The sequence below is a fragment of the Gordonia sp. 'Campus' genome, from assembly GCF_022206305.1.
In the GTDB taxonomy this organism is placed as follows: Bacteria; Actinomycetota; Actinomycetes; order Mycobacteriales; family Mycobacteriaceae; genus Gordonia.
This window is the reverse complement of record NZ_JAKOIW010000024.1, coordinates 13864-29285: the sequence shown is the minus strand read 5'-3', so window position 1 is coordinate 29285 and position 15422 is coordinate 13864. Positions and strand designations below refer to the sequence as shown.

General features: G+C 70.5%; 11 protein-coding genes and 1 pseudogene. 7 read left to right on the top strand and 5 right to left on the bottom strand.

Annotation, left to right across the window (positions count from 1 at the left end; translation table 11 throughout):
* The first annotated feature begins 165 nt into the window (after positions 1 to 165).
* Positions 166 to 366: a DUF2613 domain-containing protein gene (locus MAY35_RS20575; RefSeq protein WP_004023745.1), complete on the top strand. Its 201-nt coding sequence runs from the start codon at positions 166 to 168 to the stop codon at positions 364 to 366.
* 85 nt (positions 367 to 451) lie between these two features.
* Positions 452 to 4906: a DUF3367 domain-containing protein gene (locus MAY35_RS23455; protein WP_374237989.1), complete on the top strand. Its 4455-nt coding sequence runs from the start codon at positions 452 to 454 to the stop codon at positions 4904 to 4906.
* 62 nt (positions 4907 to 4968) lie between these two features.
* On the opposite strand, the pseudogene MAY35_RS20565 reads toward MAY35_RS23455, so the two are convergent.
* A pseudogene (locus tag MAY35_RS20565) lies at positions 4969 to 5955 on the bottom strand (acyltransferase family protein); the annotation flags it as partial.
* A 146-nt stretch (positions 5956 to 6101) separates the two neighbouring features.
* Between MAY35_RS20565 and MAY35_RS20560 the strand changes: the two are divergent.
* Together MAY35_RS20560 and MAY35_RS20555 are read left to right on the top strand one after the other, a co-directional pair.
* Positions 6102 to 7280, top strand: a complete 1179-nt coding sequence (locus MAY35_RS20560) for a DUF3068 domain-containing protein (RefSeq protein ID WP_374237988.1) — start codon at positions 6102 to 6104, stop codon at positions 7278 to 7280.
* Positions 7281 to 7362: 82 nt separating this feature from the next.
* Positions 7363 to 7929: a TetR/AcrR family transcriptional regulator gene (locus MAY35_RS20555; protein ID WP_238423143.1), complete on the top strand. Its 567-nt coding sequence runs from the start codon at positions 7363 to 7365 to the stop codon at positions 7927 to 7929.
* 113 nt (positions 7930 to 8042) lie between these two features.
* Here MAY35_RS20555 and MAY35_RS20550 read toward each other — a convergent pair whose 3' ends face one another.
* On the bottom strand, positions 8043 to 8513 hold the full coding sequence (locus MAY35_RS20550; protein WP_238423142.1) for an SRPBCC family protein: 471 nt from the start codon (positions 8511 to 8513) through the stop codon (positions 8043 to 8045).
* A 64-nt stretch (positions 8514 to 8577) separates the two neighbouring features.
* Positions 8578 to 9765, bottom strand: coding sequence for a lipopolysaccharide biosynthesis protein (locus MAY35_RS20545; protein ID WP_238423141.1), 1188 nt, complete (start codon positions 9763 to 9765; stop codon positions 8578 to 8580).
* Between the two features lie 114 nt (positions 9766 to 9879).
* Between MAY35_RS20545 and MAY35_RS20540 the strand changes: the two genes are divergently transcribed.
* Positions 9880 to 10815, top strand: coding sequence for a CoA ester lyase (locus MAY35_RS20540; RefSeq protein WP_238423140.1), 936 nt, complete (start codon positions 9880 to 9882; stop codon positions 10813 to 10815).
* A gap of 14 nt (positions 10816 to 10829) precedes the next feature.
* Positions 10830 to 12587, top strand: a complete 1758-nt coding sequence (locus tag MAY35_RS20535) for a hypothetical protein (protein WP_238423139.1) — start codon at positions 10830 to 10832, stop codon at positions 12585 to 12587.
* On the opposite strand, the gene MAY35_RS20530 is transcribed toward MAY35_RS20535, so the two are convergent.
* Entirely contained in the window at positions 12496 to 13647 is a 1152-nt protein-coding gene (locus MAY35_RS20530; RefSeq protein ID WP_238423138.1) for a glycosyltransferase family 4 protein, read from the bottom strand. The genes MAY35_RS20535 and MAY35_RS20530 overlap by 92 nt on opposite strands.
* A 139-nt stretch (positions 13648 to 13786) precedes the next feature.
* Here MAY35_RS20530 and MAY35_RS20525 point away from each other — a divergent pair, with 139 nt between their 5' ends.
* Positions 13787 to 14524, top strand: a complete 738-nt coding sequence (locus MAY35_RS20525) for a class I SAM-dependent methyltransferase (RefSeq protein WP_238423166.1) — start codon at positions 13787 to 13789, stop codon at positions 14522 to 14524.
* An 18-nt stretch (positions 14525 to 14542) separates the two neighbouring features.
* Here the strand turns inward: MAY35_RS20525 and MAY35_RS20520 are convergent, their stop codons facing one another.
* The gene (locus MAY35_RS20520) at positions 14543 to 15331 is read right to left on the bottom strand and encodes a hypothetical protein (protein WP_238423137.1); all 789 of its coding nucleotides are present in this window, start codon (positions 15329 to 15331) and stop codon (positions 14543 to 14545) included.
* Positions 15332 to 15422 lie beyond the last annotated feature (91 nt).

The window sequence follows — 15422 nt, the reverse complement described above, 5'->3', positions numbered from 1 at the left end:
TGGACGCCACCGCCGGACGGAGAACTCGTCACGCCGAGCGCACGCCTGCTCTGGGATCGCGCCCTGACCAAAGTGCGTGCTCGGCGATGACCTCGTCGGTACTGATCCGCAGGTACCAGCGGGTGTCACCCGGAAACGGACTCCGGCGATGGTAGTTTCGTCGCCATGACCAACAACCGCCTTGTCGCCGGAGCCGTCGCCGGAGTCGCCGGCATCCTGGTAGGACTCGGCGCGGTGTTCCTCGGTGGCTTCCTCGCCTCGGAGAACAGCCCGTCCACGGACCTGAACAACATCAGCCCGAACAACGGCTTCGTACAGGGTTCGGTGGACTACGGTTCGCGCGGCGGGGCCGGCGAGACCAACTGACGCCTCGACGCCGCAGGTCACGGCGTCGTCTGATCGACAGCAGCAGCAACTGAGCAGCCCGCCCACGCCCCTGGATCATCCGGTCTTGCGCCGTCGACATGTCGGGGTCGTCGCAGCGATCGCCCTGATCGTGTGTGTGCTGCAGTCCCCGGGGCGGATCTCCGCCGACACCAAGCTCGACCTCACCGCCGATCCGCTCGGCTTCCTCGCACGCGCCGCCCATCTGTGGACCCCTGACGCCCCCATGGGTCAGGTGCAGAACCAGGCGTACGGCTACTTCTTCCCGCACGGCGCGTTCTTCGCCGCCGGCGACCTCCTGTCCATCCCGCCGTGGATCGTGCAGCGTCTGTGGTGGGCGCTGCTGCTCACGGCGGGTTTCGTCGGCATCGTGCGACTCGCGGAGGCGTTGCGACTCGGCTCGCCCGCGTCACGGGTCATCGCGGCCACCGTCTTCGTGCTGAGTCCGCGGGTGCTCACCACCCTCGGGTCCATCTCATCGGAGACACTGCCGATGATGCTCGCGCCGTGGGTGCTGCTGCCCGTGGTGCGTGCACTGGACACCCGGGTCGTACTCACCGGTGACGACGCGGACACCGGATACGACGGGGCTCCACCGCTGTGGCGCGAAGCGGCCCGCACTGCGGCGGCGGTCGCTTTGATGGGGGCGGTCAACGCGGTCGCCACCGCCGCGGCCCTCGGGGTGGCGGTGCTCTGGTGGCTCCTGCACCGTCCTCGCGACGGGCGGTGGTGGCGCTTCGGCGCCTGGACCGCGGGTGGGCTGGTCCTCGCCTGCGGCTGGTGGATCGTGCCGCTGTTGATCCTGTCCCGGGTCAGTCCACCGTTCCTCGACTTCATCGAGTCGTCGCGGGTGACCACCCAGTGGAGTTCGCTCACCGAGGTGCTGCGCGGCGCGAGCTCGTGGACGCCGTTCGTCTCACCCGAACGCGTCGCGGGAGCGGTGCTCGTCACCCAGCCGGCCGCGGTTCTCGCGACCGGGACGATCGCCGCCGCCGGCCTCGCCGGACTGTGCATGCGCTCCATGCCGTTTCGTGGTCGTCTGCTCAGCATCCTCGGTGTCGGCCTCCTCGTGATGTGCGTCGGATATGCCGGCGGGCTCGGGTCACCGATCGCCGAGCAGATCCGCGTCTTCCTCGACGGCTCCGGCGCACCGCTGCGCAACATCCACAAGTTCGAACCGCTCATCCGCATTCCCCTGGTGCTCGGCATCGCCCACCTGTTGGCGCGGGTTCCCCTGCCCGGCACCGCGACTGCGCGAGAGACGTTGTCCGCCTTCGCCCAGCCGCAGCGGTCCCGGCCGGTGGCCGCGGCGATCGTGCTGCTCGTCGCCGTCATCGGAGCCGGATCACTGATGTGGACCGGCCAGCTCGCACCGGGCGGCACCTACACGGCGATCCCCCGCCACTGGCAGCAGGCCGCGGACTGGCTGGCCGAACACAGCCGACACGACCTGAACACCGACGGCACCGGCACCGGCACCGACGACGGGGGCACCCCCTCCTCCCGCGCGCTGGTGGTGCCGGGCGCCCCGTTCGCCGATCAGCTCTGGGGACTCACCCGCGACGAACCGTTGCAACCCCTGGCCGACACCCCCTGGGCGGTACGCGACGCCATCCCGCTCACACCCCCGGGCGCCATCCGCGCTCTCGACGCCGTGCAGCGCGAGATCGCTTCCGGGCGAGGCTCTCCCGGTCTCGCCGCGACGCTCGCGCAGCAGGGCATCGGATTCGTGGTGCTGCGCGCGGACCTGGATCCGGAGACCTCGCGTTCGGCACGGCCCCTGCTGGCCCAGCAGGCACTCGACGAGTCGCCCGGACTCCGGCGCGTGGCCGTGTTCGGTCCCGAGATCGAACCATCGAGCGTGCGAGGTGTGGTGCGCGACAACGGACTGCGCCCCGCCATGCCCGCTGTGCAGATCTACGCGGTCGACGCGCCCCCGGGATCCGGGCCTCCCGCAACCGGACCGGTGCTGATCGAACGCGACGGCCTCCCCCGCGTGGCGGGCGGTCCCGAGGCCGTCGCCGAACTCGACGACGTCCGGGCGCGACAAGGCCTTCCACCGCTGGGGCCGGTGTTGCTCGACGCGGACGCCCGCCGGGCGGGCATCACCGGCGGGCCGCTGATCGTCACCGACACGCCCAGCGATCGGGAGACCGACTTCGGGCGCGTGGACGACCACAGTTCGGCGATCCGCACGGCAGCGGACCCGCGCCGGACCCAGAACGCGGCGGCCGACTACCCCGTCGATGGCCAGCCACTGGTACGCGGAGAGTGGCTGCTGGACAACAAGACCGGCGAGGTCGAGGTGTCGACGTCGGGATCGGCGGCGGATGCGGTCCAACCCGGCCAGACCTCGCCCGCCAACTCCGCGGCCGCGGCATTCGACGGCAACCCCCAGACCGCGTGGGTCAGCGGAGGTCTGGAAAGCGCGGTCGGCCGCTGGATGCGTATCGGGTTCACGACGCCGAGGACAGACCTCGCGGTGACGCTGACCACCGCGAAGGCCCTCGGACCGGACGTCACCAGTGCACTGATCACCACCGAGGCGGGAAGCACCGTCGTCTCCGGACTACGCCCGGGCGAACCGATGACGGTGACCGCGCCGAGCGGCCCGACCCGATGGGTGCAGATCCGGGCCCTCCGCACCGACGACGGCACGGCAGGCAACCAGTTCGCGCTGGGTGAGGTCTCGGTGTCTGACCTGCGGACCTCGACACCGCTGCCCATCCGCCATCGCGTGACGCTTCCCGAGCTCGAAGCGGGCACCCCGGTCGCGCAGTGGTTGCTGTATCAGGAACTCACCGGCCGAGCCTGGTGCGTCCCCGATCCGGCCCGCGAGATGGTCCGGTGCGCACCGGGTCTCGGCTTGTCTCCGGAGACGCCCTCGGTCTTCGGACGGGCGCTGTCCGTCCCGTCCGATGTCACCGTGTCGCCCACCGTGATCCTGCGGCCGCGGCCCGGCGACGCCCTCGATCGGCTTCTCACCGTCGACGACGGCATCGTCGCGACGGGTGCGCGGCCGGTCACCGATCCGCGGGGCGGACCCGGTGCGGCGGTCGACGGCGACCCCGGAACGTCCTGGACCGCGCCGGAGATCCCGAGCAAGACGGACCGGGAGCGGGCCGAGAAGGACAGGGCTGAGAAGGAGGGGGCTGAGAAGGAGGGGGACGAGACCGACGAGAACAGTCCCACCCTCACCCTGCGGCTGCCGGCCGCACAACGGGTCGAGTCGCTGAAGATCGTCGCTCCGCGTTCGTATCCGGCGGCCCCCACCGAGGTGTCCGTAGACCTAGGCACCGGTGAGCAGATCCGCGAGGTCGGCGAGGGCGGCGTCGTGCGGCTGGACCCCGCGGTCACCGACCGCGTCGAGATCACCCTGCGCGCACAGACGGACCTCATCGACGTCAACAGTCTGGGTTTCGCCAGCCCCGCGCCGCCGGGTATCGCCGAGGTCGAGGTGTTCCCGGCCCCGGCCGGGCGTGGCAACAGCAAGGACGCCGACGGCGATCGTGCCGTCGAGATCGGGTGCGACGACGGGATCGGCGTCACCGCGGCCGGTCAGGTCATCCGGATGTCGGCGCGGACGACGGCCGCCGCTCTGCGGGCCGGTCAACCCGTTGTCGGACGCGCCTGTGGTGCAACCGGACTCGCGCTCCCCGCCGGTCGGCAGGAGGTGTCGGTCAACCCCGGCGAGGCCTTCACCGTCGACGCCCTGTCACTGGTCGCCGGTCAAGGTCTCGCCGGGGCGGTCACCACAACTCCCGTGGTGACCGAATGGTCGGCCGCCCAGCGGTCGGTGCAGGTCGAGTCCGGCCCGGAGCGCGTGCTGACGGTCCCGGAGAGCACCAATCCCGGATGGATCGCACGACACGACGGACGTGAACTGCGGCCGGTCGTCGTCAACGGGTGGCAGCAGGGGTGGGTGGTGCCGGCCGGGACGTCGGGAACGATCGAACTCACCTACCGGTTCGACTCGCTCTACCGCTGGGCGCTCGTCATCGGCCTGGCCCTGATGCTGCTGTTGCTCGCGGTCGCCTGGTGGCCGACCCGACGCCGGCGTCCCGTCGGAGATCTGGTCTCGCTGCCGGTGTCGGTACCTCCGGGACGAGGCATGCTCATCGCTTCCGGTGTGTCGATCGCGGCGGGCACGTGGCTGCTGTCGGGATGGTGGGGGTTGGCGGCGGGGCTCGTGGTCGCCGGCATCACCGCGGGTGTGCGGCAGAAGTCCGGCGTCACCGCCGTCTTCGTGTCGATGATGGCGGCCACCATCGCGCTCGCCGCCGGCCCGTGGCACGCCTCCGGCGGCTACCACGGGTTCGAGTGGTGGGTTCAGCTACCGGCTCTGCTGGCGGTGTCGACGGCGTGGTGGCTCACGTTCTGGTCCTCGCTCGACGAGGTGGCCGTCTCCGACGACGACGCGGGCGTCGTCGCGGTTCCGGGAGCATCACCGGTCGACCGCATACGACGACGATTCTCGCGGCTGCGCAACCAGTTTCGTGCCGGTTCCTCGATGAAGGCGTAGCCGGCCGCCGCGATCCCGACGGACAGGCCGAGCGTGATCGTCCACACCAGTACGGTGTTGCCGTTGAACGGCACGATGCCGAAGAGCGGGAACACCACGGCGAGGACCGCGACGTGCCAGATGAAGATGCCGTACGACCAGCGGCCGAGGGCCAGCATCACCCGCGAGGTGAGGAAGCGGAAGGGGCCCGGGTTGCAGACGAGCGGTGCGAGAAGGGCGTATCCGCAGAGTGCACCGAGCACCATCTTGGTCGCGAACTCGATCTCGGTCACCTCGCCGAGGCCCGTCGGGCCGGCCAGGCGGGTACACGCCAGACCATAGGCACCGACGAGTACGGCCAGCATCAGTGGCCGGTTCGCGCTCACGCGGATCGTCAACGCCATCCAGCGTCCCCGGGGCTCCCGACCGGTGGCCCCGCCGCGGTCGAGGACACCGGCGATCTCGGCCAGGACGAGGCCCGCGATGAACCACGGCAGGTGCCCGAACACCCAGTTCTTGGTCTCGACCCCCTCGGCCACCGGTAGTGAGGTGCCCACCCAGGCCCAGCCCAGGCTTACGACCGCCAGGGCCGCGAGTGCCGGAATGCGCGAGGTCACACGGGTTCCGCGCAACCGGAGGAGCGCGAACCCCAGGACCGGGAGGAGTGCGTAGAAGGCTATCTCGACGGAGAGGCTCCACATCTGCGTGAGACCGGCGGTGAGGGTCAACGGGATGAAGACCTGGGTGAGCGTCAGATTCGCCAGCCACACCTCGAGGCCTGCGCCCTGGGCCTCGGGTAGCAGCAGGATCACCAGGACCACGACGACGAGGTAGGCGGGCCAGATCCGGACGACCCGATGGCGGAGGTACCGCGAGACCGACGGGTGTCCGGAGCCGTTGTGAGCGGCGTCGACCCAGGGTCGCCACAGGAGGAATCCGGAGAGGGCGAAGAACAGCGCGACCGCGAGGTCGAGCCGGCCGAGCACCGGTCCGAGGACACCGATCTCGACCGCGCGTGTCTGGAACGCCACGTGCGTGGTCAACACCCCGATGGCCGCGATCGCCCGCATGCCCTCGAGCTGCGGGTAGAACCGTCGCGCGGTGGCGGGGACGGCAGCGTCGGCTGTGGCGACGGGGCGGGCAGCCGGGCGGGTGGAGTCGGTGCTGGTCATGCTGCTCACAGGGTAGCCAAGGCCCGTTGCGTACCCTCGCCACCATGTCTTCGTCGTCGATGTCTTCGTCGTCGATCGGTCCCGGGCCGGAGTCCGCGTCGCACCCACGCCGCTGGTCGACCGCGGACCTCATCGGCCCCACGCTGATCTTTCTCGGCAGCTTTCTGCTCGCGGTGACCATCGCCCTGCCGACCCTGCTGGTCGGAGGTTTCCGGACGGTCCCGCTCAGCACGGACTTCACCACCGTCGCCACCGCCGAGAACGCGACGATCTTCGACCGATGCTCGCTCGAGACCGGTTCGGCCCGCACCCTCGACGCCGACCTCGTCCGTCAGCAGCGCGTCGTCGCGGTGCAACCGTCCGACGAACACCGGGTGACGGTGCAGGCGGGCACGTCGATCCAGGCCCAGACCCTGCGCCTCGACGACCGCGAGGTGGAGCCCGGGGACCCGCGGCCGGGCAGCGACGCCACGGTCGCCGGGCAACCCTGCAACGACGCCACTGTCAGCGCGATCAAGGATCGGGTGACGCTCGATCGCAAGAACGCGCTGCCGCGCCTCGCCGCGCGGGGGGCGTCGGAGATCCAGTACGACAGCGACCAGGCTGCCGTCCTGGTGCCGGACCGGCGGGGTTTCACCTATCTGCTGGCGTTCGACACGGGTCCGAACGACACCGAGTACTTCGATGCCATCACCCGCAGGACCGTCCCACTGGTGCACACCGGCGACACCGAGGTGCGGGGTCGTGATGTGGCGCGGTTCCGTGCCGAGATCCCAGACACCGATCTCGCGCGGGAGGCACTGGGCCGGCCGGTGGGTACCTATGTGTCGATCACCCGGCCCGCATCGTGGTTCGGTGTGGGCGGCCCGCCCCGTCGGCCGTTGACCGCCACGCTGCACCACCGGGCGTCGTGGGACCTGGCCGTCGACCCGCAGACCGGCACGATCGTGGACGCCACGATCACGGTGGACGAGGCGTACCGCTTCCCCGACGGCACGCCCGGCGTCCCCGCCGACTTCGAGCTCTCGCACATGCGTGCCACGTTCACCTACGACGACACCACGCAGGCCGAGATGTCGGATCTGGCCGCGGATCTCGCGAAACCCATCCTCATCTGGGGTCGACTGGTGCCGATCGGGACCGCGATCCTGGGCATCGCGGCGTTGATCGCCGGGATGTTGATGATCCGGCGCCCGGCAGCGGAGCGAGCGGGCCGCGAGTGACGGCGCCGGGAGCGAAGCGAGCGGGCCGCGAGTGACGGCGCCGGGAGCGAAGCGAGTGACGCCGGCGGACTAATCTGGTGCGATGGCCGACGGCGACGAAGTGATCGCAGCTGCTCATGCGGTGATCCGACGCGTCGGCATGGGCGCCCTGACGTTGGCGGCGGTGGCACGCGAGGCGGGCATCAGCCGGGCGACGGTCTACCGGCGCTATGCGTCGAAAGAGGCCCTCGTCGGGGTCATCGTCGACCGCGAACTCGCCGCCCTGGAGGAGCTGGTGCTCAGCCGGTTGCGTTTCGCAGACGAGCCGCGCGCGACCATCCACATGCTGGTCCGTGAGGTTCTCGAGTACAACGCCGGCAACAGCGCGCTGCAGGCGGCACTGCGGATCGACGGCTCGATCCTCACTCCGTGGCTCATCCGGTCGGGTGACAATTCGACACTCGTCGACATCGTGACCGAACGGGCGGTGCCCCACATCGCCGGCTCACCCCTGGCCCGGCATCTGACGCCCACTCCGGAGGCGGCGGTCGAATTCATGGTGAGTGTCGTGTTCTCGCAACTGCTTTCACCGGCCCGCCACATGTCCCATGCCGAGGTCGCGGCGTACGTCACCGCCGCGGTGTACCGACCGCCCGACGGCGAGAGCTAGGACACCGGGGCAGAAACGACGAAGAGGCACCGCTCCTTGCCGACAGCAGCGGGCTGTCGACGGCAGAGCGATGCCCCTCGTGGGAACCACGGCCGGTCAGGGCCGGCCTGCGATCAGGACGACGCTTCGGCGGCGAGCCGGCCGAGGGTGTCGTTCAGTTGGTGCTCGGTGACGAGCGGGAACTTCACCTTCTCGAGCAGCTTCTTGTCGGTGACCTTCGACCAGTCGTAGGTGTGGCGGACCAGCGTCTCGTTGGGACCCTGGGCCTCCAACTCCCACAGCCACTCCCACCCGGGGGGCTCGGTACCCGCGGGCGCCGTCTTCCACGCCAGCAGCTTGTCCTTGGCGTAACCGGTGACGTGGTTGTCGGTCTTGTAGTCGCCGCCCATGTGGTCGCCGGCCATGTTCATGGTGAACACGTCGCCGACCTGTTGGATGCGGTCTGCGTGGTCGACGCCGCGGATGAAACCCGACCCGTCGAGCGCCTGGTGCCGCTCGGGGTTGGAGAGAACATCGAACACCGCGTCGACGGGTGCCTCGATGGTTCGTTCGACAGTGACATGTGTGTTCTCGTTGTCGCTCATCACACAACACTGCCGAAACTTCGGGCACTCGGCAACGTGCCGGGTCAGGGTCGGGCGCGAACCGTCAGCGCGCGACCGCCCATGTTCCCAGAGCGGCGATGGTGACGGCGACGGCCGCGGTCGCGGCGACCGCGACGATGGAGCCGGTCACCGTGAGGATCAGAAGCACCTCCACCGCGACGACCACCCACGTGCCGAGTGCGACGCGCGTCCGGTCACGGGCGATCGCCGACAGCAGCACCACCTGGAGCACGGCGAGCGCCGCGCCGATGTAGGCGAACAGCCAGAGGATGGGGACGAGCTCGTCGTAGCCGTCGCCGAACATGAGGGGAACCACCGGGCCCGCGCCCCCGGCCAGCATGGTGAGGACCACCCCGATGCCGGCCACGACGGTCACCGCCTGCCGCAGCGAGGCCCGCGATCGGGCCGGGTCGGCGAGTCGCGGATAGAACACGACGCCGATCGCCTGCGGCAACCAGAACGCCACCTTGGTCGCGATGGCCCCCAGGGCGTACACCCCGACCTCCACCGAGTCGAGCACCTGCGGCGACAACAGCAGATCGACCGACGAGGCGACGATCAGCACCAGTTGGACCTGCGATGCCCGGGCCACGCTGAGCACCCCGACCGCCCCCGGTGGCACTCGACCGGCGGTCCGCGCCTCCCCGACGACCGACCAGACCACCAGCCAGACGACCGCCGCCGCGACAGCGGTTCCGACCGTGCCGGCCCACAGTCCGCCCGCCGGGCCGGCACCGACCGCGAACGCTGCGACGATGGGCACCGAGCGCAACACGCCGACCGCGGCGAGAACCCACGACAGCACGCGGAACTCACCGCGCCCCTGGAGCAGGCCCTGTCCCGCGGCAACCAGTGCCAGCAGCGGAGCGGACCCCAGCGCGGCCGCCGTGGTGGCCACCTCGGTGCGCAGCAGGGCGGCGACCAGCGGCGTCGCGACGACCGTGAGACCCACGACCCAGAAGGTGCTCAGCAGCCCGAGTCGTCGGAGCCGGTGTTCGTCGCGTCCCAGCACGACCTCGCGGGCGACGACGTTCTGCAGCGCCATCGCAGGCACGCCGAGTACCAGCATCGCCGACAGCAACACCGCGAACTGCCCGTACTCGCTGACGTCGAGGAAATGAGCACTGGCCGTGAGGTGCACCACGTACATGCATAGGTTGGCCACCATGGACCCCACCGCCACCGATCCGACGGCACCCACCGTGCCCGTCGTCCGGCGCGCCTGCTGCATGGACCAAGTGTGCCGATCGGACGCGAGGCGCTTTGCACCGGCCGTCGTCCGTAGGCAACGATGAGAAGGCTGTTGTCATCCCAGCCCCAGAGCTCCACAGACCGAGAGACCCTGATGTACGACGACAATCCCACTTACGATGCCGAGTCGACCGACGTCGGCTCGCGCATCGACCCGGTGCTGGCGCGCAGCTGGCTGCTGGTGAACGGCGCCCACTACGCCAAGTTCGAGTCCGCATCGCGCTCACGTGCCGACATCATCGTGCTCGACATCGAGGACGCGGTCGCGCCCAAGGACAAGGTCGAGGCCCGCGACAACGTGGTGCGCTGGATCGGCCCCAAGGACGGGGAAGGTCCCGGCGCCGGTGAGTGGGTACGGGTCAACGGTTTCGGCACCCCCTGGTGGGCCGACGATCTCGAGGCGCTCGCCGGGACTGCCGTCGGCGGCATCATGCTCGCGATGGTCGAATCCGTCGACCACGTCACCGAGACCGCCAAGCGACTGCCCGGCCTGCCGATCGTCGCGCTCGTCGAGACCGCGCGGGGACTGGAACGCATCAGCGAGATCGCCGCTGCCAAGGGCACTTTCCGGCTCGCGTTCGGGATCGGGGACTTCCGACGCGACACCGGCTTCGGCGAGAATCCGCAGACCCTCGCCTACGCCCGTTCGCGTTTCACCATCGCCGCGAAGGCCGCTCACCTGCCCAGCGCGATCGACGGACCGACGGTCGGGTCGAGCGCACTGAAACTGAGTGAGGCCACCGCCGTCAGCGCCGAGTTCGGCATGACCGGCAAGATCTGCCTCACGCCCGGTCAGTGCGCGCAGGTCAACGAGGGCTTGTCCCCGTCACAGGACGAGATCACCTGGGCGCGAGAGTTCTTCGCGGAGTTCGAGCGCGACGGGGGTGAGATCCGGAACGGGTCGGATCTGCCGCGAATCGCGCGCGCGACCAAGATCCTGGACCTCGCACGGGCTTACGGCATCACCGAGTCGGATTACGACGACGACCCGGTCCACGCGCCGCCCCCGTCGGACACCCACCACTTCTGAACGGCTCCCGCGCCGTGACCACCCGACGGCTGCTGCCGGTGCTGTACGCGACGAGCACCGGTGCGACCGTCGCGATCCTGGCTCCCCTGTTGCCGGGGCTGGTCGGTGCGGGGCCGCGACACCTGCTCTACCGCGATGCGGTGTCGACACCGCGCACCCACGTCACCGACACCACGCTGGGCATCGGCGACCGGCCGCCCCGCGCCGTGCCGCAGGACTGGTTTCTCGCGATGACGTCGGCGGTCGTCGACGGCGGGGTCGTCGTGCTCGCGCTGCTCGCGGCGGCATTGATCTGTACCGGGGTCGGCTACGGACGTCTGGCGGCCCGCCTCGTCCCGGGAGCCGGTCGTACCGGCGCGGTGGCGGCCGCACTCGTGTCCGTGTGGAATCCCTATGTCGCCGAACGGCTCCTGCAAGGTCACTGGAGTCTGCTGGTGAGTTGTGCCGCCCTCGGCTGGATCATCGTTGCGTGTATGGATCTGCGCGACCGGGGCGGCGTCACCGGCCTCCTGGGGCTGGGCGGTCTGCTGGCGGTCGCGGGTCTCACGCCGACCGGCTCAGTCCTCGCGTTCATCGTCCTCGCGGTGGCGCTGTGCACCACCCGGCCCGGCGCCCGTAACGTCCTCGCCGCGATGACACTGTGGGTGCTCACCGCGCTCCCCTGGGTGGTCACCGGCGTGATGAGCGACGCCGCAACCACATCGACCGCTGCGGGGGTCGAGGCGTTCGGCCTGCGGTCCGAGCCGTGGCTCGGCACGGTGGGCACGGTTGCGTCGCTCGGCGGGATCTGGAACGCCGACGCGGTCCCCGCGAGCCGCACCATCGGCTGGGCCGCGGTCGCGACGGCGTGCCTGCTGGTCGTCGCCGCCACCGGAACCGTCCACCTGTGGCGACGCCGCGCCCATCTCGACCCGATGGTCCGATCGCTCACGGTGCTCGCCGCGGCGACGGCGATCCTCCTGATCCTCAGCACCTTCGGACCCGCACGGACGGCAACGGGATTCGTTGTCGAGCACATCGGTGGCGGTGGCCTCCTGCGCGACGCGCAGAAGTTCTCGATCCTGCTGCTCCCCGCCCTGGCCGTCGCGGTGGCTGCCGCCGCTGTCGCCGCCCGGCGGCGGGTGCCCGCAGGGTTCGCAGTGGCCGCGGTGTTCTTGCTGGTCGTCGCACCGCTGCCCGACCTCGCCTGGGGTGTCGGTGGTTCGGTCCGCGCCGTCGACTATCCCGACGACTGGCGGGACGTCGTCCGGGCGGTGCCGTCCGACCAGGGATCGGTGGCGCTGTGGCCGCCGGACACGGTGCGCCGCTACGATTTCGCGTCCGGGCCCGCGCTCGACCCGGCGGCGCGGATGTTGCGGGCCCCGGTCGTGGAGTCGGGGACGCTGACCGTCGACGGGGAGGTCATCGACCCGCCCGGCGAGCATGCCGCCGCGGTCTCTCGTGTCCTCGCAGACGGGGGCGATCCCCGAGCACTGGCCGACCTCGGCGTCGGCTGGGTACTGGTCGAGAACGGTTCGACGCCGGTGCAACTCGCCGAGAACGGTCGGCTCGCCGTCGAATCCCCGAACCTTCGGCTGTATCAGGTGGACGGGCCCCGGGACCGGTCGGCCGGCTCCCTCGCACGGGCCGCCGCGACGGGCGCGCACCTGGTGTGGGCGGCGGTGCTGCTCGCGGGTCTGGTCAGCGGCGTCGTGCGCGCGGTGACCGCACGGCGTCGAACACCTCGAGGAAACCGTCACACGTCACCGACCACGAGTACCGACTCGCCTTGATGCGAGCGTTGCGGCCGAGGCGGCGCGTCTCGTCCGGGTTGTCGATCAGCTTTCTTGTCGCGCTGGCGAGTTCGTCCACACCGTCGACGAGCAGCCCTGTGTCGCCGTCGTCGATGGAGTCGGTGAGGCCGGCCGCGCTGCGGTAGCCGATGGTCGGGACACCGTGCTGCGCCGCCTCCACCACCGCGAGTCCCCATCCCTCTTTCCGGGACGGCATCAGGTGGACGCGCGCACCCGCGAGGAGCTCGTGTTTGCATCGCTCGTCGACGTGACCGTGGAAGACGACATCGTCGGTGACGCCGAGTTCATCTGCTGCGGAACGCAATTCGTCGGACCACCAACCGCCGCCGATGACGTCGAGCCGGGCATCGACTCCTTCTCGACGGAGCCGCGCCAAAACCGTGAGGGCATCCTCTACCTGTTTGTGCGGAACCAGCCGCGACAGGACGCAGAGACGCACCTGTCCCGGCTCGGAGGCGGGCGTGTCGATGCCCGCCGGCAGCGGGTCGACGCCGTTGCGCACGACCGAGATCCGGTCCGCGTCCACCCCGAGTTCGACGAGCTCGGACTTCGACGGTGCCGACACCGTCACGTACCGGTTCCGGCGATGCACCCGAGGCGAGACCCGCGACTCGATGAACCACCCCACCCGACCGAGCAACCGCCCGGCGACCGGCCATTGCTCCCGATGGCAGTGGTGGACGAGTACGACCGTCGGCGCGGCCGATACGAGCGCCGAGAAGAAAGGGACCCCGTTCTGGGTGTCGACGACCACATCGGGACCGCGCCCCGCGAGCGGACCGAGACCGATGCGCCCGGCGAGAATCGTGGCGAGCATGACCGGGTACACGCTGATCCGACCACCGGCACGGACGAAGCGCATGCCGTCGCGGACCTCGTCACGGGCGGCCCCGCGATATCCGGACGTGAGAAAGGTGACGCGCGCACCGCGGCGGGCCAACTCGGCACCGACGCGTTCCAGGTAGGTCTCACTGCCCCCGCCCTGCGGGTGGCCGGTGTCCCGCCAGCACAGGAGCAGGACGTCAGAGGGTACGTGCATCGTCCGTCAGCCTACCGACCTGCGCCGCTCGGGCGGGTATCCGGCGCCGACGGGAGACCGGTCGCCTCATTCCGGGACACCCCATTAGAGTGTGCCGACGATGGCGACCTCAGACACAGCCGGTTCGGGCCGATCCGCGATGGCACGACTGGCCACCTTCAGACGCGCCGCGGGGCTTCTCGTCGACTTCCGATACGAGCAGACCGATCCGGCGCGCTTCTACGGGGCGCTGGCCGCCGACACCGCGGACATGGTTGCGGCGTTCGTCCCCGACCTCGACGACGCGGTCATCCTCGATGTCGGCGGCGGTCCGGGATACTTCGCGGACGCCTTCCGGGCGCGCGGTGCGCACTACATGTCGGTCGAACCCGATCCCACGGAGATGCACGCCGGCGGGCTGGAACACCGCGGTTCGGTACGCGGTTCCGGCCAGGCCCTCCCGTTCGCCGACGCCTGTGTCGACGTATGCCTGTCGTCGAACGTCGTCGAGCACACACCGACGCCATGGGAGATGGCCGACGAGATGCTCCGCGTGACGAGGCCGGGTGGGGTGGTCATCGTCAGCTACACGCTCTGGTGGGGACCGTTCGGCGGTCACGAGATGGGCCTGACGCATTACCTCGGCGGACACCGCGCGGCGCGGTTGTACACCCGTCGCCACGGTCACCCGCCGAAGAACCTGTTCGGGACGTCGTTGTTCGCCGTGCACGCCACCGACGGGCTGCGTTGGGCACGGTCGGCGACGACGGGCGGCAATGCCGAACTCGTCGCTGCTTTCCCGCGCTACATCCCCCGCTGGATGTGGTGGGTCATGCGCGTCCCGGGACTTCGTGAAGTGCTCGGGACCAACCTCGTTGTCGTCCTGCGCAGACGCTGAGGCGCCGGGACCTACCGGCTACTCGGCGCCGAGGTCGGCGTTGCAGTTGAGCGTGCCGCCCTGGCTGGTCGCGGTGGCCAGCTGCTCACCGTCGACGAGGATGCTGCACGTCACCGGTCCGCGAACCACGATCGCGGACATGCTCGCACGTGATCCCTCGAGAGTCACGCGCTGCGACCACGGGGACCCCGTCGCCGGGATCACCGTCGGCGCCCCGGGACCGCGACGGAAGCTCAGAGCGACGACGTCGCCGCTTCCGGTCAGCTGGTAGGTGACGGTTCCCGACCGCGGCGTCGTCGGCGGCGCCGACGTGGTCTCCTCGGTGGTCGTCGTGGTCTCTTCGGTCGTCGACGTGGTCGTCGTCGGTTCGCTCGACTCCGTCGTCGACGACGTGGCCGCGGTACTGCCGGCATCGTCGTCGCCGCCGCGCACGATCAGTGCGACAACCAGACCCAGCACGACCACCGCGATCAGCGTGACGAGGGCGAGGCCGATCGTGCGGCCCTTCGAGCCCGAGCCCCGGGGCGGCTCCCCGCCCTGCGGGGCGTCGTAGGGGGACGCCGCATACGGCGACCCACCCGTGTACTGGGGATCCGAGTACTGGGGATCCGAGTACTGGGTGTGGGCACCCGTCGGCGCCGGCCCGGGGTGCGGCTCGGTGTACGGACCCGGGTACGGCTGCCCCGACGGCTGCTCGGTGTACGCCTGCGACGGCGGGGCCGACGGATCGTAGTTCGGATCGAACTGTCGGGTCTCCGGCGGATGGTTCCGCGGATCGTTGGGATCGCCCTCAGGTGGTCGGGTCATGCGGTCGATTCTGTCATCCCGCTTCATGACCCGGACCGCGGACGCGCGGCGCCGGGCGTCGGTCGGCGAAGACCATACCCGGCACCGGGCG